This is a genomic window from Nonomuraea maheshkhaliensis, from assembly GCF_039529435.1.
GTDB lineage: Bacteria > Actinomycetota > Actinomycetes > Streptosporangiales > Streptosporangiaceae > Nonomuraea > Nonomuraea maheshkhaliensis.
Genome location: NZ_BAAAMU010000019.1, coordinates 22,043 through 44,133 on the forward strand (window position 1 = coordinate 22,043; position 22,091 = coordinate 44,133).

The window sequence follows — 22,091 nt, forward strand, 5'->3', positions numbered from 1 at the left end:
CGGCGGCCTCAGTCTGATCGTCGAGGTCACAAGTCGTCCGGCAGCGGCTCCCCGGTCTCCAGCAGCGACTTCAGGCTCGCCACCACGTTCGGCCAGCCATGGCTGACCATCTCGGCCAGCATCGACCCGGGCTCGAAGCCGTCGTGCACTACGGTGAGCTTCACGACCTGCCCGGACTCCTCGATCGTGAAGGTGACCTTCGAACGGGGCTCGCCGGACAACCGGTCGAGCATCTCGTCGTCCCACTCGAAGCGCTTGGCGAGCTCCGGGGTGATCGCGTGCCAGGTGTAGGAGAGCCGGCTGTACGGTTCTGCCTCCAGCACGACCTGCTCCGGGTCGCTGATCAGCACGCCGTGGTTGTCCCAGGTCATCGGCGAGCCGGGGGCCCAGTCCGTGGTGAACTCCGTGGCCCAGTAGCGGCGGGTGAAGGCGGGCTCGGTCAGCGCCTGCCAGAGCTTCTGCGGGGTGGTGCGGATGTAGGTGGTGTAGACGAAGGTCGGCGCGTCCATCGGGGCGTCCTCCAGAGCGAGTTTCAGGTCTGCCAGGGCTTCGACCCTGGCCCGGTCGTAGCGGCTGATCCACCGGTGGGCGATCTCGTGCACGGGCGCGGCGTTGAGGTAGTGCAGCTTCTCCCGGCCCCGCCGTACGGTGGTGACGAGCCCGGCCTCCTCCAGCACCGCGAGGTGCTTGCTGACGGACTGCCTGGCCATGTCGAGTCCGGCGCACAGTTCGCGCAGCGTCTGCCCGTTGCGGGCGTTGAGCGAGTCGAGCAGCGCGCGCCTGCTCGGATCAGCCAGCGCCTTGAACACCTCGTCCATGCCCGCCCTCGTACCCGTGTCGCCGCTGGTCGATATGCAGCTGTTTGGCTGCCTTTCCATTTAGGCAGCCAAACGGCTGCCTGTCAAGGCGCACCCTCCACAGCAGAACCCGTCCCAACCCTTCACCAGCCATGCCCGACCTCCACAGCCCCCCAAGGGCGGGGATCGTGGAGCATGCACCCAATTCGGGCATCACGCGATCGACTAGGCTGACGCGACCCCAGACGAATGGAAGACACCCAGCCGATGACCGCACTCTCCCTGCCTATCACCACCGAACGGCTCACCCTCCGCCGGTTCAGGCTGGACGACCTCGATGACCTGTACGCGTACCAGAGCCTCCCCGAGGTGGCCCGCTACCTCTACCGTCCGCCGCTCACCCGCGAGCAGTGCGCGGAGAGCCTGACCCGGCGCGCTGCCGACCAGGCGTGGACCGAGGACGGCGATGACCTGGTGATCGCGGTCTGCCGGACCGGCGATGCGACGGTGATCGGCGAAGTGGTGCTGAAGCTGGCGAACACGCGGGCGCGCCAGACCGAGATCGGCTGGATCTTCAACCCCGCGTACGGCGGCCGGGGCTACGCGACGGAAGCAGCGCTCGCCGTCGCCTCACTGGCCTTCGCCGACCTGGGCACCCACCGGCTCTTCGCCCGCCTCGACGCGCTCAACACCGGCTCCGCGAACGTCTGCGAACGCCTCGGCATGCGCTGCGAGGCCCGCCTCGTCGAAAGCCATCTCGACGGCGATCGCTGGGGCACCGAATGCGTGTACGCGACCCTCGCCCACGAGTGGAAGGCCAACCAGCCCTAGTCAACGGCAGCCGCGGAATCCTCGACAACCACCGGCGCCCCCGCGCATCCACTTCGCACTCGTCCAGCCGAACGTACGGTCAGCCGACCACCAGCCCCTCGACCGCCGCATCATGGATGAGGGCCGCCGGACCCCATTTCCGCCGGCCGATCACCGGCCGAGGCGGGGTGCCGGTGACGCACCATGAACACGTCCACCTCATCCTCGGTCTCGACCGTGAACCCGTGCCGCGCGTACAGCCGGCGGGCCGGACTGCCCTGCAGCACGTTCAGCCGAACCACGGCGCCCTCGCGATCACACCGTTCCAGCAGCCCGCCCAGAACAGCAGTGCCGATACCCCTGCCCTGCACCTCCGGACCCAGGTAGAAGTGCTCCAGCCAGTAAGCGTCCTCCGCCGGCCGCAGCGCCACGCAGCCGGCCAGGGCGCCGTCCACCTCGATCATCCAGGTGTGCGCCGGCGCGAACCCGTCCCGCAGCCGCTGCCGCACCCGCTGTTCGTCGTATCGCCCGAGCCGCTCAAGATCCGGCCGCAACACCACGGCCCGCAACTCGGCCACCGCCTCGACATCTACCGCCAAAGCCGGTCGAAGCACCCAATCCGCCACGAACATCATGTTATCGCCCTGATCAGTGCCGGTCCGACGATCAGGGACGCCGCAGTCTCACGGCAAGTCGAGCGGCTCTTCCACATCGTGGAGACGCAGTTCCGCGTGACCGTTCAGGCGCGCTCGCGCATGCCGCAGCAGCGTGGCGCTGCCCTCGATCCCGACGACGTGGGCACCAGGAGCCGACGTCCAGAATCCGAGCATCGGAAACGTCACCGGCGAGGCCCGGCTCGACCGCCGTCCAGCCGGCGCACCCGCGCCCACTGACCTGCGAGACATCTTCAACGCGATCTTGTATCTGAACCGGACCGGCGTCACCTGGGCCTACCTCCCGCACGACTTCCCACCCCACGGCACCGTCTACTCCTCCTACGCCGCCCGGCGCGATGAGGGCATCTTCGCCCAGCCCAACTACGACCTCACCGGCCTGGCCCGCGTCAAGCAAGGACGCGACCCCCAACCCACCGCTGCCGTCATCGACACCCAGACGATCACAACCTCCACCAACCCGCCGACCGCCTCACAGGGCACCGACGCCGCGAAGAAGATCGCCGAGGTTGTCCATCGCGGCCCCGAAACCCGTGGCTTTCACGTCCTCGAGCGACGCTGGGTGATCGAGCGCACCTTCGGCCGGCTCATGCTTCACCGCCGCCTTGCCCGCGCCTACGAGACCCTGCCCGCCAGCTCCGAGGCCGTGATCCACATAGCGGTGATCGACAATGCCGGCAAGCGCATCACCGACGAATCCACCCCAACCTGGCGAGGAACGTACTAGGACGAACACCTACAAATCAAACGCCCACTAAGAGCCACACGTCGGATCGCGCGCGCCCGAACGGCCGATGGGCTTGGTATTCGCTGTTCGGCAGCAGGCGAGTCGGTCGTCGAACTCGGAAACGTTCGCATCAGCGGTTGCGACGAGCCGCAGCACGCGATCGACGTGCCTTCCGGGGCAGGGGCCTTAGAGTCTCCCGGCCACCCGCTGCGCCACGGAGGCGATGCGCGCGCATCGCTCGCGCGGATCCACGCGCTGAACATCATCGGGCTGAGTCATCGACAGCGTCACCAGGAATCGCCCCTTCCGGAACACCAGCGCGCCGGCCGATCGGGCATAGGGCCGGGTCACGCAGTACGATTCCTCGCCCGCGGAACGGGTCAGTGGCTGCCCGCCGTCGAGCGGTCTGGTGAACCCGATAGAGTGCGCAGGCGCGGCATCGGCCATGTAGCTGATGACCTCTACCTGCAGTTTGTATCGGTCGGTGAGGTAATTATGCCCCGTGCTCCGCTCGCACCGTGTGTAGACGTAGGCGTACTCGTTCTGGTCGGGAATGCTCGTGCCGATACTGAAGTTCGTCCTGCCGGCCGCGCTGCCGAACTCCTCCCCGACGAACGGCGCAGCCGGCCAGCGGAACAGCGTCCGGAAGTCCTTGGCATCGATGAGGGCGCACGCGGGCGCCGGCTTCGCGGTGATCAGAGGGCTGTCATAGGCGATGGAAGGAATGCCCGCCGGATCCGCCGAGCGCTCCACCAGGTTGCCGGCGATCGTCTCCAGCAGCCCCCGCCTGAGCTTCTCCTGCCGGGGTCCGCGCTGTAGCGACAACTCCACCTGCACGACCGTCTTCCTCAGCCGTAGAACGTAGTGCAGGTGGTCGATGGTCTCGTTCACCTGGCTCGAGCTGCGCTTGCGCTCCCGAACTGTCACGGCGCCGATCGCCGGCCTCGTGCTGTAGCGCTCGAAGGAGTAGTCCATGGCGCGGGAACTGGTGTAACTCTCCTGAAAAACCGCGATCTCCACCGGGGACTTCGGCCACAGCACGTACTTGCAGCTGTTCGGCGCGTCGGTCGGGACGAACAGCCCGCCCTTCTCGATCGGGCCATTGCCCTGCCCGTCGAAGTAGGAGCGCCGGTACGATCCGATCAGGGGATTGGGGTGCAGAAGCAGCCCGAGCTTGTTCAGATCGGCGAACGTCAGCAGAGTGCAGGCTGAGATGACCGGCGAGCCGGCGTACCGGTGCGGCGGGCGGCCGGGTTTCGCCACCAACGGCCCAGGATCGGCGATCCCCTCCGCCTCCTCCCCCTTCAGCTCGTCGTAGCCGTCGCGCTCGACCGTCTTCAGCTTGGCGCCGCCCTCGGCCATGTCCCGCTTGGGCTCCGGAGAGGCGGTGCGGTCTCCCCGTGCGATCGGACGGGCATCGCCCCGCAGTTTCGACACCGCCACGAAGCCGACGACGATCACCAAGGCGGCTATCAGCAGCCCTGCGACGCCCAACAGCGCCGCCGTACACCCCGAATTCATGCGCCGCCGCGGGGGCGGTGGCCCCCCAGACGCATATGGCGGACCGAACGGATAGGGCGGTTGCGGCTGCCGCGCATTCCCGTATCCGCTCTGCGCCCCGCTGCCGGCATGGCGCGGTTGGCCCTGCGGCTGCCACGCACCGGGCCCGGCGTGGTAGGGCGGCTGTGCCATGATGCCTCCCCTCTCTGATCGCTACTAGCTCGGTCCACCGGCCTTCGTACAGGAGCCCGGCAAAGGGGGAGCGTAGCTCTCCAATGGCGACCAGCCGTAACACTTCCAGCTTTGGTGAAGCTTTCCGGCCGGGCTTTGCGGAGGAAGAACGAATAACGGCGGTTTCCACACCTCACACCGTCAGCCAAGGACGTACCGGGCTTGATCCGGTTTGACGGACATCCGAGATCAGGGGTTTGTCCCTGGAGGGATGTCCATGATGGAGAGCGTGGGGAAGAAGAAGGCCTCACCTATATATGAGGTCGTACGACCATCGTCGAGCGAGGTCGTACGCGGACAGAGGTGCCATTCGAGCGATCAGCGAGGCTCGTTCGGGTGCGGGTATCAGCCAGCCCACCGGGTAACCAGGCAACGGGCAGGGAGGGCGAGCGAAGCGGGCAGGCCTGTCCGGGGGTCGAAGGGGGCGGAACCCCATGGGAGGCACAATCTGGAACACCAAGGCGTGAAGCGCCCCAAGTGGAAGGCCCACGCAGTGAGGCCCGGAAGCGATTGGAGCGGGTGACGGGAATCGAACCCGCGCTGCCATCTTGGGAATTGCAGGGATCTTGGCTCGTAGACGCGTTGGCCTGGAGCTGAGGCCAGTCGTGAGTGACCGTGGTTGACCCCTCGCCACCGCCCTCAATGGCACCCTAATGGCACGACGATCAGCCCGCGACCTGGTGTTTCCCGCGCGACGCGCGTACCCCGCCCGCCTGATCATCCGTCTGCCGTCGACCCGCCCGAGGGGAAGCGGGCCAGAGCAACGGGGTCAAGATGGAGCGCCCCGCCGGACGAACGACCTTGCCCCGTGGCCCTGGTCTGCTCGGCTTGTCCCGGGTCGATGGTGGGCGGGATGACCAGGCTTCCACCTCAACCAAGCAGTTGGAGCGGGTGACGGGAATCGAACCCGCGCTGTCAGCTTGGGAACCGGCTACTGATCTTGGTGTCCTGAGCGGGGAGAACGGGGCTCCTGGTCAGACCGCGACGAGTGGCCGTGAGTGGCCCTGAATGACCTTGACCTGCCGTTCGTTCTGGCACGCATCTGGCACGAGTATCAGCTCTCCGACCTGGGATTGAAACGCACTGCGCGCACCCCGCCCGCCTCGGCCCCATTAGGACCCGCCGATCTTGAGCACTTCCCCCTCCCTGAGCTGGAGATCCACTCCAGAGGCGATTGTTGACTCGGCACTACAGACCCTCGGGCGACGCGTGCGTGTAGCGGTTGAGCGTGGTCGAGGTCGACGAAGCGGGTATCCGGCCTGGCCTTGCCCGAATCACTGCCATACCCGCGATATACCGCCCCTCACTAGCGTTGGCCGTGTCAACAACCCGCATGTGGCGGGCGTTTCTTGCTGCCCAACCGGCAGCATCCAAAATCGCCGCGATATCCCCAAGGAGAACGATGGATTCCCGTGCCTTCATCCGAGCCGCAGCTGTGGCGGCAGCTATGTTCACCATGACTGTCGCCACACCGGCCGCCGCCGCTCCGGCGGCCAACGCCGCGCCCTCCTGCGTCAATGTCCAGCATGGGAGGACCTTCTACGAGGAGACCGCCTTCGGAAAGTACTATCACCACTGGGTGAAGATCACGAACAACTGCGCCAGCAAGAAGAAGCTCAAGGTGGACTGGAGGGGGGCCTTTATGCCCGACTCGAAGTGCACCACGATCAACAAGGGCAAGAGCGCAGAATTCACCAAGGACGGCAAGTGGGACGCCTACGCCGGGTGGTACGGCTGCTGAGCTGACCCGTAGGGCATTCAGCTCCTCACCGGGTTCTGGCCGAGAACGCCAGCCCAGCCCGGTAGAAGACCACACCGAAGCTCACTGATGCCCCGCTTTCGATGCATGATCGTTCTTGCTAGGGCACAGAGTATGGGCAGCAGTCAAATCCCGAAAGGGCGCACAGACGATCCGCTGTCTCGCTGTCTACCTACGACGACACGACCGAGTCAGCAGCCACATGCTTGGCTTCGCGACCTGAGGACACCGCTATCCGGTGAGCCGGTGCTGAGGAACGAAGCACCGGATCGTCGATCGCCCTCAGCCACTACCTGAGGCCAGCCCACGCGTGGCGATCGTAGGGCTGCATTCGTGCGGCGGCGTGACGCTGGGGTCGGTGAGCTTGCTCAGTACGGCGGGCGCCACGATCGGCGTGGCGGTCCGTGCTGCTGCCGCCCGGGACCGGCCCCCAGGCCGCATGCCCGGGCGGCGGGCAAGCGACGGGCCGCTGTACGGCGGCGCGCCGCGCCGGCGCTTGATACCTACAAGAGCTATTCGGCAATGTTCCGGTCGAGCACCACGGCCTTGCGCGCCTCAGCGATGAGTTCCACGAGGTCGGCCACGAGTTTGGGGCTTGCTGCTATGGTCGCGTGAGCGTTCATGCTGTGTGGGCTGCCGTCGAGATCGACCACTGTCGCTCCGGCTTCTCGGGCGATGACGACTCCTGCTGCGGTGTCCCACGGGTTGTTGCTGAGCATGATGTTGGCGTCGATCTTGCCGTCTGCCACCCAGGCGAGATCGATCGCGGCTGAGCCGAACATTCGGATTCGCTGGACGCGAGCGGCGAGTTCTTGGGTCAGGGCAAGCCGTGGCCGGTTCCGCTCATCGGCGTTCTCCCCCACGGCATAGTCACCGAGCGCCACGATCGCGGTCTGCAACTCGCGGGCATCGCTCACCTGGATGGCAGATCCGTTGGCGCTAGCGCCAACATGCTCGGCCGCCGAGTAGCGAAGCTTGAGAAACGGCAGGTCGATCACTCCGATTGCGGGCGTGTCCTTGTCGATCAGCCCGAGGGAGACACCGCAGAGCGGGATGCCGTGCAGGAAGTTGGCTGTTCCGTCCACGGGATCCAGCGCCCACATCAGGCCGTCGCCCAGGTGGCCGACGCCTTCCTCCTCGCCCAGGAATCCGATCTCGGGCGTCTCGCGGATTAGGAACTCCCGTACGGCATGCTCTGCGGCGTAGTCCACCTCCGTCGCCATGTCCCGGTCTCCCTTGGCCGTGATGACGCCGGGAACCTTGGTACGGATGATCTCGCTCGCGATGGACACGGCGCGCTCAGCGATGGGGAGAAGAGTCCTGGCGTCGATGGTCATACGGGTTTGCTCCGCTCCCACATATCCCTGAACACCTGGTCGAAGATGGGGAACAGCCCCTCCGCGGCGGTGTTGTCTGTGATCACAAACGTAGGTGAATCGACTCCGCGTGCCTGCGGTAGGTATGGCTGGACCACGCAAAACGCCCGGTCCACGATGATCAGATTGAATCGGATCGTCTCGTCGTAGACGTGGAGTTCGAGGCGCTGGGCTGACGTGGTGTCGAGCCGATCGCGCAGCCTGGTCAGCATGCTGATGTTGAGCGCTGTGAGGGTTGTCAGGGTGCTGTCGGTGTAGCCCTCTTCTGCTTCGCGGGCGCGGATCGCGTGGCCCTTCGGGTCGAGGAAGAGGCAGCGGATGCGGGTCCCGGAGTCGAGCAGACGCTTGAGCTGGTGATCGGGGTAGCTCTGGCAGAGGATGTTGAGCGACAGGCCTGCTGCGTTGATCTCCTTGGAGTCGTCGAACATCGACGAGGCCGGGTATGCCGAGGAGAAGGCCGAGCGGCTACTGAAGACAGCGGTCACGTCGGCCATCTGCGGCATGGGGCAGGCGTCGGTGCCGGGGCCGGCGCTTCTGGCTGGTTCTGGTTCTGTCCTCTGTGCCGGGATCTCGACGGCGGTCGTGGTGAACAGCTCATGTGCCAATCTGCCTGGGAACATCGCTTCCAAGACGCGGCAGTGGCCTGAGAACGGCAGGCCCTTGAGTTCCCCGTTCAGCCATCGGTGGAGCTGTGCTCGGCTCGGCCAACCGCCCTGCAACGACGGGTCCACTTTCTTGGCGGCTTTGTCGTACTCCTTACAGAACGTGCTGTAGGTCTGCCAGTGGCGTTGCGTGAGGAGGGTCTTCAACAGGATCGGCTGGTCAGTCATGATCCGCGCCTCGGGCTGGGGTGCCATATAGGCCCAGGTTAGCGACAGAGACGGGCTCGGACGAGACAAAGAGGAGACGAAAAGAGATGAGTCGATTACAGACGGTACTCGGGAGCGATCGAGACGTGACAAGTCCTCGGGCAATCCTCGTTCCATGACTGCGTCGTGTAACTCCTGCTCAGGGCGAGGCTGGAAGTACATCAGCCTCCGCCGGGCCGTGGTGGTGGCCGGGAAGAGCTCAGGCGATGCCGCTCCCGATGATCGACACCGCGATGACTGCTGGCGGTGCAGCGGGACCGGACGGGCGGGTGCGCTGCTGTGAACATCTATGTCGGCTGTTTCGCGCCTCATGTTGGTCCGCCTCGGCCGAACCACATGCGTCTGGTCTGGGGAGAGGTAGTCCGCGAGCAGGGTCCACCGCGCGTGATCGAGTACACCTGCGAGTGCGAGGACACCGTCTACGAACGGTGTCGCGAGGGTGGACTTGCCTACATCCGTCGGACTACGCGTCTCGATGGGGTGGTACAGCAGGTTCACGAGACGTATCGCTGGCCGTCCAAGAAGGCGCAAGACGTCTGGATTGCCCTCCTCAATGGTGAGGCTCGCTAGGCGGGCGCGGCGGTTGGCGAGTACAGGGGTGCCATTCCGTCGCGTCTTGGTGCTGGTGGAGGGGCTGTCTGTTGCGCAGTCAGATGGTTTCCTCCACCAGCTCGTACGCTTCCTGTGCTGAGGGGGCGACAGGCTGTCCAACTCGAACTAGGCTTTACGACAAGTCGAGTTGTTGGATGGTCGTCATGTCGTCTGAAGAGTTCGCGCCACCGAAATACGCCCAGATCGTGCAGACGATCAGGCAGAAGATCGCGGATGGGACTTATCCACCTGGCTCTCTGCTGCCCTCCGAGACGCAGCTTGTTCGAGACTTCAAGGTGAGCCGTCCAACTGTCGTCCGCGCCCTCCAAGTTCTCCAGCTCCGTGGCGTCATCGAGCGGGAGCACGGTAAGGGATCCTTTGTGAAGGCGACCCCGCCGGGCGCGTCCAGCCAGAACCCCCGTCCAGGCCGCGCCGTCCTGGACCGTGTGGAAGCCGACGAGAACAGCACGGTCATCGACGCCGGGTCAGTGGCAGCCACTGCGGCAGTCGCCAAGCTGTTGGACGTGCCGGAGGGATCTACGGTCGTACGGCGCCGTGTTCTGTTCCGCGATGACGAGCGACCTACGGACCTGTTCACCGTGTGGTGTCCGGTGCATCAGTCCGAGGGAACGCAGCTCGGCGAGGCGCAGCCTCTCACCGCCGGCATCAGGGAACATCTCCGAGCGAGCAAGGGGCTCAAACTTCAACACGTCGTCGAACGACTGAGCGCCAGGCACCCTTCAACAGACGAAGCCAAGCTCATGGAGATTCGCAAGAGCGCGCCGGTTCTCGGAGTGCTGGCCAGCGTGTTCAACGGTGGAGGTCGGCCCGTGCTTGTTGTGGACCTAGTGCTGCCCGGAGACCTGCACGAGTTGGAAGACTCCTACTCGCTTTGAGGTTCGAGCAGATGTGAGTAGTCGTATCCCAGCTCCGTCAGGTGTTCCTTCACCCACCGACTGTGGTGGCTCTCCGGCCGTCGCAGGAAGAATTTCAGACTCGCGGTAGCGCGTCGTTCGCGTTCTCTCTTTCCTCGTGCGCTGAAGTCGCCGGGAAGATTGTGGCATAGGTCGGCAATGAGTCGAATCTGCTCGATGAAATCAGCAGGGAAATCCTCATCAACAGACCTATGGACTTGCCTCATCCGTGCCAGATACCTGATCTCGATGAATGCCAAAGACATCAGGCTGAGAACCGCCTCCTGGGCCGACATCCGCTGAGCCATCACGCTCTCTTTCTGTTGGACAAACTGGCGCAATTCTCCGCATAGCGCCCGCACATCGCCTGCCCTCAAGAAAAATGTCTCCAACTTGTGTTGTCGAGTGCTCGCAGGCGGGGTTCTTCATGACAACTCGACAAGACGAGTTAGCGACAAGACGACTAGCTAGGAGCAAGCCTCATGGCACTGCAAGGTCACATCCCCGTCACGTTCGACATGGTCTTCCCGCACGGCTGCTACATCGTGGGCGAGGTCGAGCCCGTCAAGGACTTCGACGCCTCGACCAACGGGCGCTTCGTCCAGACCCGCGACAAGCAGAGTGCAGAGCTTGTCTGGCAGGTCAGCGTCATGGACGCCGACCCCACGCTCAAGGCGGCTCAGAAGACCGTCTCCGTCAAGATCCTCAGCCCGGTGCAGCCGGTTCCTCCGGCTCCGATGGCCGGGCTGCCGTTCACGCCGGTCGAGTTCGACCACATGACCGCAACGCCGTACGTCAACCAGGCCGGAAGGCTGGCGTACTCGATCAAGGTTCGAGAGATGCGTGCTCCTCGTCCGGCCGGTAAGGCGACGCCCGCTGCCAAGGACGCGGCGTGATGGGGCGGCAGAAGGCCCGTCCGGCCAGCACCATCGCACTCAAGGTCGGTCAGGGCGCTGATGTGCGGAACCATCCGTATCCGCAGCGGTCGCCGGTTCTGGGGCTCGTCTTCGGCGGCACGCAGGTACTCGTCACCACGTCGGCCAACGATCACGTCACCCTCGACGACGTCAGGTTCGCTCGGAATCTGGCGCGTGAGGCCGCCATGTTCGCCGGTGCTGTGGAGCGCATGTTCCACGGCCTGCCGAACGGGCTGGGGGTGGCGGGTCGATGACGCTCAGCCCGTACACCTACGTCACCGTCTCCATGCGGCCCGATCAGCCGTCGCGCTTCAGTATCGCCTTCTGCTCGGCGGAGTTGCAGGCGCGTGCCTGGCTCGGGGAGAACGGCAGGCCCTGCTTCGACCTGAACACCTCGGACGCCTCGGTGACCGTCTCGACCTCAGGGCCGGTGACCGATGACGATCTGACCGTTGCTCGCGAGATCTTCAACGCCGCCGCTCGGTACCTGGCCGACTGTGAGCGGCTGTACTTCGGCGAGTCAGACAAGGCCACCGACATCGAGGCGGCCTGATGCTCAGCGGGGCCGCAGGAAGCGGCAACTTCCGGCGGCCCCTCGGTCTTCCGCACACACGCGATATGCATGGAAGGACTTCACCCTAATGTTCAAGAGGATGCCCGGCGACGAGCCGCACCGCATCGTCTCCACCACCCCTGATACGGCGGTGGTCTTCAAACCGGCCGTGGTGCAGACCCCGGCCATCATCACTCTGGTCATCTTCCTCGCCCGGTTCGTAGCCGGCCTTTTCCGCCTCGTCTGGCGGCATCCCGTCGCACTGGCCACGATCGCCGTTCCCGCTGGGCTCTGCCTCGTGTATGGCTGGCGCGTCGCGCTGCTGCTCGTCATTCCGGCTCTCGCGGCGATGGGCGCCTGGGCGATCCTCGACAGGCCGACATTCGCACGGTGGATCGGCTGGCGGATGATCGCTTTCGGCCGCTGGTTCTGGATCTATCGGCGGCACTGGCAACCGGTCATGGCAGTCGCCGGGCTGGCTCGGCACATACGCGGACGAGAGTACGTTCCGCGGCTGGTCAAGGTCGCCTCCGACTCCTGGGCCGATCGGCTCACCGTCCGCATGCTCGACGGCCAGGCAGTCAAGGACTGGTCCGACAGGATCGAGAACCTGTCCCACGGCTTCGGGTCGGAGAGCTGCCGGGTCGCGGTGGTCAGGGCCGGTCACCTCGTGCTGACCTTCCCGCGTCACGATCCGCTGGCCACGCCTATAGCGGCGCTACCAATTCCGGATACCCCGGCTGTCGGGCCGGTCGAGATCGGCAGGCAAGAGGACGGTTCGCCGTGGCTCCTCCGGCTGCACGGGACTCATGTCCTCGTCGCCGGGGCCACGGGGGCGGGCAAGGGCTCGATCATCTGGTCAGCGATTCGTGGCCTCATGCCTGCCATGCATGCGAGCCTGGTCGAGATCTGGGCGCTCGACCCGAAGCTGATGGAGCTGTCGTACGGCAGGGCTCTCTTCGGCGGCCGGTACGCGGCTGATCCCGCTGACTGCGCTGACCTGCTCGACGAGGCCGTGAGCGTCATGCAGAAGCGTGCGGCTCGCTTCGCTGGGGTCCAGCGGTCACACACACCCACTCTTGATGACCCGTTCGTCCTGGTCGCGGTCGATGAGGTGGCGTTCCTTACCGCCTACCAGTCCGACAGGCAGCTCAGGCAGCGCATCTCGGCTGCCCTGGCCACGCTGACCACTCAGGGACGCGCGGTCGGTGTCGGCATCCTGGCGGCTCTCCAGGACCCTCGCAAGGAGGTCATGAACATCCGTAACCTCTTCCCGGACAAGATCGCTCTGCGGCTCGACGAGTCGGAGCAGGTGGACATGGTGCTCGGTGACGGGGCGAGGGATCGCGGCGCGCTGGCCGATCGCATCTCTCCTCGTCCGGAGCGGGGCGCGGGCGTCGGATATGTGCGGCTGGAGACCAGTCCCGATCCGATCCGTGTCCGGGCTGCGTACGTCTCCGACGACGACATCCGCTCGATGGTCGGTGAGGTCCGATGACGCTGGCTCACTTCCTCGACGGCCTCCGCTGCGCTTCGTGCCGTGCGCTGAATGCCCTCTGGCTCGACGCGCTACGCGGCCTGGTCGAGTGCTCCGAGTGCGGACAGACCGCGCTCGCATTCCCCGAAATCGGAGAGGAGGTCCGTTGAACGACCGCAAGACTCCGCGCGCTGTCCGCATGGCTCAACCGCTCGCCCGCGACGTGGCTGAGGAGATCGCCAAGCTTCACGGCGTCTGCATCCGGCCCGTGGCGCTCAAGCGGCTCGACATGACGACCGGTAAGTCAGAGGTCGTCGATGTCCCGTGCGGCTCACCGCTGGAGAGCAAGTGTCCTCCGTGCGCCAAGCGCAACCGGCAGCTCCGGATGGCGCAGTGCCGCGAGGGCTGGCACCTCGACGAGGAGCCGATCATCACACCCGACGAACCGACCGATGGGCAGCGCTGGCTCGTCGAGTTCCGGGCCGACATGCAGGCCAAGCGCGACGAGGAGGAAAAGGCCGGCGGCGACACCTCCGACTTGGACGCCGTGCTCACCGGGCTCGACATCGAGATCAACGAAGCTGGGATGCGCGGCAACGTGCTGGGCCGTACGAGCTCCAAGCGCGTCCGCTCCACGAAGCGTCGCCAGGACGCGCCCGATCTGCCTAAGCGGAAGATGGCCAGCACGACTCTGGGCCGGACCTTCGAGGCGGCGGACGGCAAGACCTACCGGCCTTCTCTGTTCGTCACGCTCACTCTGCCGAGCTACGGCAAGGTCATGAACGGCGCTCCCGTCGATCCGGACACGTACGACTACGTCCGGGCGGCTCGTGACGCGCTGCACTTCTCCAAGCTCGTGGACCGGTTCGTGCAGAACCTTCGCCGGGTCGCTGGCTATGACGTGCAGTACTTCGCCACGGTGGAGCCTCAGAAGCGGCTCGCCCCGCATCTGCATATGGCCGTCCGGGGCACCTTGCCACGCGCCGAGATGAAGCAGATCGCGGCGGCGACCTATCACCAGATCTGGTGGCCTCAGGCGGATGAGGCCCGCTTCGAGGGTGACCACCTGCCCATCTGGAACGAGGGCATCGGCTACGTGAACCCTGACACGGGCGAAGTCCTGCCCACCTGGGACGAAGCCCTCGACCAGCTCAGCGACGAGCCCATGCACGTGATCCGTTTCGGCGATCAGGTGGACGTCAAGGGCGTGCTCGCCGGGTCGCCGGACGCTGACCAGTGCATCCGGTACCTGTCCAAGTACCTGACGAAGAGCCTCGGCGAGACCTTGGACGGTCAGGCCCAGCGGGAGCACGCGACCCGTTTCGTTGACGCCCTGCGTTACGAGCCGTGCTCGCCGACGTGCCCGAACTGGCTGCGGTACGGGGTACAGCCCAAGAGCGCCAAGTCCGGGATGGTCCCCGGCTGCTGCCGGTCCAAGGCCCACAAGCCCGAACACCTCGGCTACGCCGGTCGCCGGGTCCTCGTGTCCCGCAAGTGGAGCAACAAGACGCTCGCCGAGCACAAGCAGGACCGCCGTACCTGGGTTCTCGAAGCGCTCGGCCAGGCCGACGAGCCTACCGACCCGCACCGATACGTCTGGCAGCCGGTCAAGCCGGGCGATCCCGAGGTCGCTCCGATCGGGGTCCGGCTCCTTCGATCCATCGCCGAACGCCAGCGATGGCGCGCTCACCTGAGACACCTCGAAGAACTTTCGGCAACTCCGCAGGCAGCCTGAGAGGAGGAGATCTTGGACCAACTGTTCACCGTCCCGCAAGCGGCCGACCTGCTCAGCACCTCGGTTCGCTTCGTCCGCCGACTGATCGCCGAACGCCGGATCGAGTTCGTGAAGGTCGGGCGGCACGTCCGCATACGTGAGTCCGCACTGATCGCCTTCGTCGTCGCCGGGACCGTCGCGCCCATGACGACCTTCGACGCAACCGGGAGGGCCGCCTGATGGCGAACAAGGACAACCACCGCCGTTTCGGCAACATCCGCAAGCTGCCCTCGGGACGGTTCCAGATCCGCTACCCCGGACCGGATGGGCGCATCAGGACCGGTGAGGATACTTACGAGCGCAGGGGCGATGCAGATCGGGCACTGACCCTGATCGAGGGGCGGATTCTCGCAGGTACGTGGACCGACCCCGAGCGGGCCAAGATCAAGCTCGCAGAGTATTCGGCAACCTGGATCGACCAGCGCCCCGGGCTTCGGCCGAGGACAATCGATCTCTACCGTTGGCTGCTCAAGAAGCACATCACGCCGCACCTCGGCAACATCTCGCTCGGCAAGCTCTCCACGGCGATGATTCGGCAGTGGCGGGCGGACCTGCTCGGCAAGGGCGTCTCGGTGAGCATGGCGGCGAAGGCATACCGCCTCCTACGTGCCGTGCTCATGACGGCGGCCGAGGACGACGGGATCATCTCCCGCAACCCGTGCAGGATCCGCGGGGCCGGCGACGAGCACGCTGAAGAGCGACCGGTCCTCTCCGTGGGGCAGGTCTTCGAGCTGGCGGACAAGGTTGGGCGCCGCCCAGTGGGCAGCATCCGGGCGCTCAAGAGAGGCGAAGGACACCGCATCCGCTTCCAGAGACACGGTGAGATGCGAACCTACCCGGAGGTCTTCCCGACGCGAGCAGAAGCCGAGCGGGCGCTGTGGCGGATGATCGACACCGGGCAGGCCGACTGCACGCACGATCGCCGCTACCGGGCCTTCGTTCTCCTGGCCACGTTCGCCAGTCTCCGATGGGGCGAGATCACCGCACTGACCCGATCAGACCTCGACCTCAACGCGGGTACGGTCCGCGTGCGCCTGGCCTACGTGGAACGCTCCACAGGCGAGCTGGTTCTTGGTCCGCCCAAGTCCAAGGCCAGCAAGCGCATCGTCGGCATCCCACAAGCGATCATCCCGGCCATGAGAGAACACCTGCGGCTCTGCGTGAAGCCCGAAGCCGGAGCGCTGATCTTCACTGGGGTCAAGGGCGGCCCGATGCGCCGGAGCGGGTTCAACAAGCTCTCCGGCTGGATCGAGGCCGTACGGGCGATCGGCGTTCCGGGGCTGCACTTCCATGATCTCCGTCACACGGGAAACATGATCGCAGCGGGCTCGGGCGCGGGCTTGAAGGACCTCATGGCACGCATGGGGCACGACAACGTCCGCGCCGCGATGATCTATCAGCACGCCGTCCGGGGAGCCGACCAACTGATCACCGAAGCCATCGACAAGCACCTCATCGGGCACGAAGGGGCACGTGACGATGACGAGGACGACCCTCCTGGCCTGCTGGTTCCCGCCGGGTGATCACAAGCCCTAATGGCACGCTAATGGCACGCAGAGATCAACAGCCCTAGAAAACAACGAAGCCCAGGCACCGAATCCATCGGTCTACCTGGGCTTTCCCTATGAGAGCGGGTGACGGGAATCGAACCCGCGCTGTCAGCTTGGGAAGCTGATGTTCTACCATTGAACTACACCCGCGTGCGGCCCGAAGGCGCGTCCCCCCACTCTAGCGGAAACTTGGCGCACTTCAGCAATCCCAGCCCCACCCAACCTCGCACCCGACCCCCACCCGACCGGTAAGTTGCTCCCCGTGCTGCTATCTGACCGTGACATCCTTGCCGAGATCGACTCCGGCCGGCTGGCTCTGGATCCGTTCGACCCGGAGATGATCCAGCCGTCCAGCATCGACGTACGGCTCGACCGTCTCTTCCGGGTCTTCGAAAATCATAAATATCCGCACATCGACCCCTCGGTCGAGCAGCCGGACCTTACGCGGATGGTGGAGCCGAGCGGGGACGAGCCGTTCATCCTGCATCCGGGGGAGTTCGTGCTGGCCTCCACCTACGAGGTCGTCAGCCTGCCCGACGATCTGGCCTCGCGGTTGGAGGGGAAGAGTTCGCTGGGGAGGCTGGGGTTGCTGACGCATTCGACGGCGGGGTTCATCGATCCGGGGTTCACCGGGCATGTGACGCTGGAGTTGTCGAACGTGGCGACGTTGCCGATCAAGTTGTGGCCGGGGATGAAGATCGGGCAGTTGTGCGTGTTCCGGCTCAGCTCCCCGTCGGAGCATCCGTACGGGTCCAGCAAGTACGGTTCGCGCTATCAGGGTCAGCGGGGGCCGACCCCGTCCCGGTCGTACCGGAACTTCCATCGGACAAAGATCTGAACCAGAAGATCCGCACTAGATGAACAACAGGTGAACATCAGCGGAACAAGTAGGTGACCAAGAGCAGGGCATCGCCCGCGCGCGAGGTGTTCTGACCGGCTCTCGAAGTGGTTCGAGCTGCAGAGAAACCCCGGAAACTACGCGGATTCGCGGTGTCGCACAACATACGCCGGGTAGCCATTAGGCGAAGGGGACATGAAGTTCGCATTTCGCCTGGTTAGCCATAACCTCTTCCACGGACCATCCCCGCACATCTGGAGAACGACGTGCGCCTGCGTCTCACGCCACGTGAGGACAGCTACTACGACCTGTTCGCCGACTCCGCGAACAACCTGGTCACGGCATCCCGTCTGTTGGTCGAGATCATCAGTGACGGCTCGGACCGGGAAGCCCTGGCCGAGAAGATGCGCGCCTGCGAGCACGCCGGTGACGAACGCACCCATGCGATCATGAACCGGCTCAACGAGAGCTTCATCACCCCGTTCGATCGCGAGGACATCTACCGCCTCGCCTCGAACCTCGACGACGTCATGGACGCGATGGAGGCCGCCTCCGACCTCATCGTGCTCTACCAGATCGATCACCTGCCCAAGGACGTCGTCCGGCAGGTCGAAGTGCTGGAGCGGGCGGCGGAGCTGACCGCCGAGGCCATGCCGCGCCTGCGTTCGATGAAGAACCTCAACGAGTACTGGATCGAGGTCAACCGGCTCGAGAACCAGGGCGACCAGGTCTACCGGAGGCTGCTGGCCAAGCTGTTCAGCGGTGAGTACGACGCCCTCACGGTGATGAAGATGAAGGAGGTCGTCGACGCGCTCGAAGAGGCGGCCGACGCCTTCGAGCACGTGGCCAACACGGTCGAGTCGATCGCGGTCAAGGAAAGCTAGGACCAGCGGTGGACCTCACGCTCGGCCTCGTCATCGGCGTGGTCGTCATAGCCCTGATCTTCGACTACACCAACGGTTTCCACGACGCGGCGAACGCCATCGCCACCTCCGTCTCGACCCGGGCCCTGACCCCCAGGGCCGCGTTGTTCATGGCCGCGGCCATGAACTTCATCGGCGCCCACCTGGGCACCCAGGTCGCGCAGACGGTCGGCAAGGGCATCATCGAGGCTCCCGACGGCTCGCACGGCCTGGTCATCGTGGCCGCGGGGCTCATCGGGGCGATCACGTGGAACCTGATCACCTGGTATTTCGGCCTGCCCTCCTCCTCCAGTCACGCGCTCATCGGCGGCCTGGTGGGCTCCGCGCTGGCCTCGGCCAGCGTGGTGCACTGGGACGGCGTGGTCGAGAAGGTCGTCATCCCGATGGTGCTCTCGCCGCTGATCGGGTTCTCGCTCGCCGCGGCGATCATGATCGCAATTTACTGGATCTTCCGCAACAGCCAGCCGGGCAAGACGAACCGCGGCTTCCGCTACGCGCAGACCGTCTCGGCCGCCGCCATGGCGCTCGGGCACGGGCTGCAGGACGCGCAGAAGACGATGGGCGTCATCTTCCTGGCCCTCACCGTCGGCGGCTTCGCGCAGCCGACGGACGGCATCCCGCAGTGGGTCATCCTCGCCGCCGCGGGGGCGATCTCCCTGGGCACGTACGCGGGCGGCTGGCGCATCATGCGCACGCTGGGCCGGCGCATCATCGCGCTGGACCCGCCCCAAGGGTTCGCCGCGGAGGCGGCGGCGGCGACCGTCCTGTACGGGGCCGCCATCGGCTTCGGGGCGCCCATCTCCACCACGCACACGATCACCTCGGCGATCATGGGTGTGGGGGCCACCAAGCGGCTCAGTGCCGTGCGGTGGGGGGTCGCGGGGAACATCGTGACCGCGTGGATCCTGACGATCCCCGCGGCCGCGCTGGTGGCTGCTCTGTCCTACTTCGTCCTGCACGCCATCGTGGAAGGGTGACGGGACGGCTCAAGTCACTCCGCCGGCGCGTACATCACGTCCACGTCCCACCGGTTGAAGCCGAGGGACTCGTACAGCCGGATCGCCGCCGCATTGGTCTCGTCCACGTACAGCATCGCCTGGGCGAGACCGCGCGAGCGCAGATGGCTCAGCCCGGCCAGGGTGAGGATCTTGCCCAGGCCGGTGCCCTGCTGGGAGGGGTCGACGCCGACCACGTACACCTCGCCCAGCGGCTCATGGCCGTGGTCGGACGAGCCGTGGATCTTCGTCCAGTGGAAGCCGACGAGGCGTTCGTCCCTGAAGGCCAGGAAGAAGCCTTCGGGGTCGAACCACGGCTCCTGCTCGCGGCGCAGCAGGTCGTCCATCGTCCAGGCGCCCTGCTCGGGGTGGTGGGCGAAGGCGGCCGCGTTGACCTTGAGCCAGGGCTCCTCGTCCTGCCCGGTCACGAAGGTGCGCAGGCTCACGCCCTCGGGCAGCGTGTACGCGGCCAGCGGCGCGAACAGGGAACGCCGCATCTGCCACAGGGACCGCACCCGGTCGAAGCCGAAGGCGGCGGCGAGGGCGCCGGCGCCGGCGTGGTCTCCGTGGGCCCACAGCCGGGGCCTGCCGCCGGTCAGCTCCATGACCGTGCGCAGCACGCGCGTGCCGTGGCCGTGGCGGCGATGGGCCGGGTGGATGACCAGCTCCACGCTCGGCCCCTCGACCTCGTCGGTCGGGTCGACGTGGGCGTATCCCACCAAAGTGTCATCCGCGTACGCCAGCAGCGAACGCGCCTGCGCGTCGCCGCCGTACCGTAGATGGAGCATCACGTGCTCGTTGAGCGGGCGGACGCCGTCGGTCTCCGTCGCCGCCGCCACCAGGGCGAGCACTCTGTCGATCTCCTGGTCGTCCAGCCGTTCTCTGATCTCCACGCGCGCAGTCACAGAACGAACTCTAGGCGTCCGACTGGCAAATAACGCCATGCGGCAGCCCGGCAAATCGTTACCTTTGCGACATTGGCTGCATAGCTTCCCGCCGTAACGTCTTGGGCCATGACGTCTCGTTCCTTCCTCCGGCTGGCGCTGGCCGGAGCCGTCGCCACGGGTGGGGTCCTGTTCACCACCCTTCCGGCGGACGCGGGCAAGGCCCCCAAGACGGTTCCCGTCCGGCTGCTCGCGCTCAACGACTTCCACGGCAACCTCGAACCGCCGACCGGGTCCTCCGGCCGCATGGTGGACGAGAACGGCAACACGGTCGACGCCGGCGGCGCGGCCTACGTCGCCACCCACATGAAGGGCCTGACCGACAGGAACACCATCGCCGTCGCCCAGGGCGACCTCATCGGGGCGACGCCGCTGGTCTCGGCGGCCTACCACGACGAGCCGTCGGTCGAGTTCATGGGCAAGCTGGGGCTCAAGGTGGCCGCGGTCGGCAACCACGAGTTCGACGAGGGCTACACCGAGCTGCGCCGCATCATGAACGGCGGCTGCCACCCGGTCGACGGCTGCTCGCCGGCCGGCACGTGGAAGGGCGCCCAGTTCGACTACGTGGGCGCGAACGTCCTGTTCAAGAACCCCCGCGAGCGCACCGACGCGCTGGCCGCACTCGGCGGCTCGAACTCGGCCAAGGTCAAGCAGGCCCTGGCCGACTGGGGCGTGCCCGCGCTGCCGCCGGTCAGCATCAAGTGGATGAACGGCGTGCCGATCGGCTTCATCGGGCTGGTCACGCAGACGACGCCGAGCATCGTCACGAGCGAGGGGATCAAGGACCTCAAGTTCGTGGACGAGGTCAAGGCCGCGAACGTGGCCTCCAAGCTGCTCAAGCTGGTGGGCGTGAAGGCCCAGGTCGTCCTCGTGCACGAGGGTGACCAGGTCACCGCCGGCCAGTCGCCGGACGCCTGCAGCGCCGTCCCGGGGGCGGGCAACCGCATCGCCACGCAGGTGGACGCCGAGATCGACCTCATCCTGAGCGGCCACTCCCACCAGGCGTACCTGTGCAAGGTGAAGGACCCGGCCGGCGAGGACCGCCTGTACTCCCAGGGCGGCTCGTTCGGGCGCGTCATCACGCAGGTCGACCTGAAGGTGAACACCAAGACGCGGGACGTCGAACGCGCCTCGGTCGTCGCGGACAACCACGTCGTGACCCGTACGGTCACCGCCGACCCCGAGATCTCGGCGTTCGTGCAGACGTGGAAGGACCGCGTCGCGCCCGTCGCCAACCGGGCGGTCGGGACGATCAGCGCCGACATCACGAACACGGCCGCGCCGTCCGGAGAGTCGCCGCTCGGCAACCTCATCGCCGACGGCCAGCTCGCCGCCACGCGGACGGGCGGCAACGCGCAGATCGCGCTGATGAACCCGGGCGGCGTACGGGCGTCGCTGGCGTTCGCCGGCTCCCCCGCGAACGAGGGGGACGGCGTCGTCACCTACGGCGAGGCGTTCACCGTGCAGCCGTTCAACAACCTGATGCAGGTCGTCACGCTGACCGGCGCCCAGCTCAAGACGCTGCTCGAGCAGCAGTTCACCGGCGGGCCGAACAACCAGGCCTTCACCAAGATCCTGCAGCCGTCGGCGAACTTCACCTACACCTACAGCCGGGGCGCCGCCTGGGGCTCCAAGGTGTCCGACATGAAGATCGACGGGGTGCCGGTGACGGACATCCAGACGATCCGGGTCGCCGCCAACAACTTCCTGGTCGGCGGCGGTGACGCCTTCCTCGCCTTCACCGAGGGCACGGAGCTGTGGAGCGGGCCGCTGGACATCGACGCTTTCGTCGAGCAGCTCGGCCGCGACAACCCGATCGCCCCTCCGGCGACGAACCGCATCACCGTGGTGGACTGACCGGTCTCACCGAAC

The 22,091-nt window shown here is 66.2% G+C and carries 21 protein-coding genes, 1 tRNA gene and 1 pseudogene; 15 read left to right on the plus strand and 8 right to left on the minus strand.

Annotated features, from left to right (window positions below; all coding sequences use genetic code 11):
- Positions 1-26: 26 nt before the first annotated feature.
- Entirely contained in the window at positions 27-818 is a 792-nt protein-coding gene (locus ABFX54_RS15285) for an ArsR/SmtB family transcription factor (protein WP_346105307.1), read from the minus strand.
- Positions 819-1,064: 246 nt separating this feature from the next.
- Here ABFX54_RS15285 and ABFX54_RS15290 point away from each other — a divergent pair, with 246 nt between their 5' ends.
- Entirely contained in the window at positions 1,065-1,628 is a 564-nt protein-coding gene (locus tag ABFX54_RS15290) for a GNAT family N-acetyltransferase (RefSeq protein ID WP_346105309.1), read from the plus strand.
- Positions 1,629-1,738: 110 nt separating this feature from the next.
- Here ABFX54_RS15290 and ABFX54_RS15295 read toward each other — a convergent pair whose 3' ends face one another.
- Positions 1,739-2,233, minus strand: a complete 495-nt coding sequence (locus ABFX54_RS15295) for a GNAT family N-acetyltransferase (RefSeq protein WP_346105311.1) — start codon at positions 2,231-2,233, stop codon at positions 1,739-1,741.
- A gap of 223 nt (positions 2,234-2,456) precedes the next feature.
- Between ABFX54_RS15295 and ABFX54_RS15300 the strand changes: the two are divergent.
- A pseudogene (locus ABFX54_RS15300) lies at positions 2,457-3,008 on the plus strand (transposase); the annotation flags it as partial.
- Between the two features lie 186 nt (positions 3,009-3,194).
- Here ABFX54_RS15300 and ABFX54_RS15305 read toward each other — a convergent pair.
- Positions 3,195-4,472, minus strand: coding sequence for a hypothetical protein (locus tag ABFX54_RS15305; protein WP_346105312.1), 1,278 nt, complete (start codon positions 4,470-4,472; stop codon positions 3,195-3,197).
- Positions 4,473-5,967: 1,495 nt separating this feature from the next.
- Between ABFX54_RS15305 and ABFX54_RS15310 the strand changes: the two genes are divergently transcribed.
- Positions 5,968-6,480: a hypothetical protein gene (locus tag ABFX54_RS15310; RefSeq protein ID WP_346105314.1), complete on the plus strand. Its 513-nt coding sequence runs from the start codon at positions 5,968-5,970 to the stop codon at positions 6,478-6,480.
- Between the two features lie 530 nt (positions 6,481-7,010).
- On the opposite strand, the gene ABFX54_RS15315 is transcribed toward ABFX54_RS15310, so the two are convergent.
- Both ABFX54_RS15315 and ABFX54_RS15320 read right to left on the minus strand, forming a co-directional pair.
- Entirely contained in the window at positions 7,011-7,835 is an 825-nt protein-coding gene (locus ABFX54_RS15315) for an inositol monophosphatase family protein (RefSeq protein ID WP_346105316.1), read from the minus strand.
- Positions 7,832-8,704 carry a DUF5919 domain-containing protein gene (locus ABFX54_RS15320; RefSeq protein WP_346105317.1) on the minus strand — a complete coding sequence of 291 codons (873 nt, stop codon included), beginning with the start codon at positions 8,702-8,704 and terminating at the stop codon, positions 7,832-7,834. The genes ABFX54_RS15315 and ABFX54_RS15320 overlap by 4 nt, the downstream gene beginning before the upstream one ends.
- Positions 8,705-9,489: 785 nt before the next feature.
- Here ABFX54_RS15320 and ABFX54_RS15325 point away from each other — a divergent pair.
- Positions 9,490-10,230 (plus strand): GntR family transcriptional regulator, encoded by a 741-nt coding sequence (locus ABFX54_RS15325; RefSeq protein ID WP_346105319.1) that lies wholly within the window; start codon positions 9,490-9,492, stop codon positions 10,228-10,230.
- Here ABFX54_RS15325 and ABFX54_RS15330 read toward each other — a convergent pair.
- Entirely contained in the window at positions 10,218-10,640 is a 423-nt protein-coding gene (locus ABFX54_RS15330) for a hypothetical protein (protein WP_346105321.1), read from the minus strand. The genes ABFX54_RS15325 and ABFX54_RS15330 overlap by 13 nt on opposite strands.
- Positions 10,641-10,730: 90 nt before the next feature.
- Between ABFX54_RS15330 and ABFX54_RS15335 the strand changes: the two genes are divergently transcribed.
- The 7 genes from ABFX54_RS15335 to ABFX54_RS15365 all read left to right on the plus strand — a co-directional run bounded on the left by ABFX54_RS15335 (position 10,731) and on the right by ABFX54_RS15365 (position 16,492).
- Positions 10,731-11,144, plus strand: a complete 414-nt coding sequence (locus tag ABFX54_RS15335; RefSeq protein WP_346105322.1) for a plasmid replication, integration and excision activator — start codon at positions 10,731-10,733, stop codon at positions 11,142-11,144.
- Positions 11,144-11,419 carry a hypothetical protein gene (locus tag ABFX54_RS15340; protein ID WP_346105324.1) on the plus strand — a complete coding sequence of 92 codons (276 nt, stop codon included), beginning with the start codon at positions 11,144-11,146 and terminating at the stop codon, positions 11,417-11,419. The genes ABFX54_RS15335 and ABFX54_RS15340 overlap by 1 nt, the downstream gene beginning before the upstream one ends.
- Positions 11,416-11,718: a hypothetical protein gene (locus ABFX54_RS15345; RefSeq protein WP_346105325.1), complete on the plus strand. Its 303-nt coding sequence runs from the start codon at positions 11,416-11,418 to the stop codon at positions 11,716-11,718. The genes ABFX54_RS15340 and ABFX54_RS15345 overlap by 4 nt, the downstream gene beginning before the upstream one ends.
- 88 nt (positions 11,719-11,806) lie before the next feature.
- Positions 11,807-13,216 carry an FtsK/SpoIIIE domain-containing protein gene (locus tag ABFX54_RS15350; RefSeq protein WP_346105327.1) on the plus strand — a complete coding sequence of 470 codons (1,410 nt, stop codon included), beginning with the start codon at positions 11,807-11,809 and terminating at the stop codon, positions 13,214-13,216.
- Positions 13,217-13,394: 178 nt separating this feature from the next.
- Positions 13,395-14,930: a replication initiator gene (locus ABFX54_RS15355; protein WP_346105480.1), complete on the plus strand. Its 1,536-nt coding sequence runs from the start codon at positions 13,395-13,397 to the stop codon at positions 14,928-14,930.
- Between the two features lie 12 nt (positions 14,931-14,942).
- Complete coding sequence (locus tag ABFX54_RS15360; RefSeq protein ID WP_346105329.1) at positions 14,943-15,149, plus strand: helix-turn-helix domain-containing protein; 207 nt, start codon at positions 14,943-14,945, stop codon at positions 15,147-15,149.
- Positions 15,149-16,492 (plus strand): tyrosine-type recombinase/integrase, encoded by a 1,344-nt coding sequence (locus ABFX54_RS15365; protein ID WP_346105331.1) that lies wholly within the window; start codon positions 15,149-15,151, stop codon positions 16,490-16,492. Before ABFX54_RS15360 ends, ABFX54_RS15365 begins: the two co-directional genes overlap by 1 nt.
- Positions 16,493-16,598: 106 nt before the next feature.
- Here ABFX54_RS15365 and ABFX54_RS15370 read toward each other — a convergent pair.
- A tRNA-Gly gene (locus tag ABFX54_RS15370) sits at positions 16,599-16,669 on the minus strand.
- A gap of 112 nt (positions 16,670-16,781) precedes the next feature.
- On the opposite strand from ABFX54_RS15370, the gene dcd reads away from it, so the two are divergent.
- From dcd to ABFX54_RS15385, 3 genes are all read left to right on the plus strand, one after another.
- Positions 16,782-17,357: a dCTP deaminase gene (dcd, locus tag ABFX54_RS15375; protein ID WP_346105333.1), complete on the plus strand. Its 576-nt coding sequence runs from the start codon at positions 16,782-16,784 to the stop codon at positions 17,355-17,357.
- Between the two features lie 266 nt (positions 17,358-17,623).
- Positions 17,624-18,241, plus strand: a complete 618-nt coding sequence (locus ABFX54_RS15380; protein WP_106243913.1) for a DUF47 domain-containing protein — start codon at positions 17,624-17,626, stop codon at positions 18,239-18,241.
- Positions 18,242-18,249: 8 nt separating this feature from the next.
- Positions 18,250-19,257: an inorganic phosphate transporter gene (locus ABFX54_RS15385; RefSeq protein ID WP_346105335.1), complete on the plus strand. Its 1,008-nt coding sequence runs from the start codon at positions 18,250-18,252 to the stop codon at positions 19,255-19,257.
- Between the two features lie 14 nt (positions 19,258-19,271).
- Here the strand turns inward: ABFX54_RS15385 and mshD are convergent, their stop codons facing one another.
- On the minus strand, positions 19,272-20,180 hold the full coding sequence (gene mshD / locus ABFX54_RS15390; protein WP_346105337.1) for a mycothiol synthase: 909 nt from the start codon (positions 20,178-20,180) through the stop codon (positions 19,272-19,274).
- Between the two features lie 108 nt (positions 20,181-20,288).
- Between mshD and ABFX54_RS15395 the strand changes: the two genes are divergently transcribed.
- Positions 20,289-22,076, plus strand: a complete 1,788-nt coding sequence (locus ABFX54_RS15395; RefSeq protein WP_346105339.1) for a bifunctional metallophosphatase/5'-nucleotidase — start codon at positions 20,289-20,291, stop codon at positions 22,074-22,076.
- Positions 22,077-22,091 lie beyond the last annotated feature (15 nt).

Coding starts and splice junctions, on each gene's coding strand:
- ABFX54_RS15285 (WP_346105307.1), bottom strand. CDS start 818: ATGGACGAGGTGTTCAAGGCGCTGGCTGATCCGAGCAGGCGCGCGCTG.
- ABFX54_RS15290 (WP_346105309.1), top strand. CDS start 1,065: ATGACCGCACTCTCCCTGCCTATCACCACCGAACGGCTCACCCTCCGC.
- ABFX54_RS15315 (WP_346105316.1), bottom strand. CDS start 7,835: ATGACCATCGACGCCAGGACTCTTCTCCCCATCGCTGAGCGCGCCGTG.
- ABFX54_RS15320 (WP_346105317.1), bottom strand. CDS start 8,704: ATGACTGACCAGCCGATCCTGTTGAAGACCCTCCTCACGCAACGCCAC.
- ABFX54_RS15325 (WP_346105319.1), top strand. CDS start 9,490: ATGGTCGTCATGTCGTCTGAAGAGTTCGCGCCACCGAAATACGCCCAG.
- ABFX54_RS15335 (WP_346105322.1), top strand. CDS start 10,731: ATGGCACTGCAAGGTCACATCCCCGTCACGTTCGACATGGTCTTCCCG.
- ABFX54_RS15340 (WP_346105324.1), top strand. CDS start 11,144: ATGGGGCGGCAGAAGGCCCGTCCGGCCAGCACCATCGCACTCAAGGTC.
- ABFX54_RS15345 (WP_346105325.1), top strand. CDS start 11,416: ATGACGCTCAGCCCGTACACCTACGTCACCGTCTCCATGCGGCCCGAT.
- ABFX54_RS15350 (WP_346105327.1), top strand. CDS start 11,807: ATGTTCAAGAGGATGCCCGGCGACGAGCCGCACCGCATCGTCTCCACC.
- ABFX54_RS15355 (WP_346105480.1), top strand. CDS start 13,395: ATGGCTCAACCGCTCGCCCGCGACGTGGCTGAGGAGATCGCCAAGCTT.
- ABFX54_RS15365 (WP_346105331.1), top strand. CDS start 15,149: ATGGCGAACAAGGACAACCACCGCCGTTTCGGCAACATCCGCAAGCTG.
- ABFX54_RS15395 (WP_346105339.1), top strand. CDS start 20,289: ATGACGTCTCGTTCCTTCCTCCGGCTGGCGCTGGCCGGAGCCGTCGCC.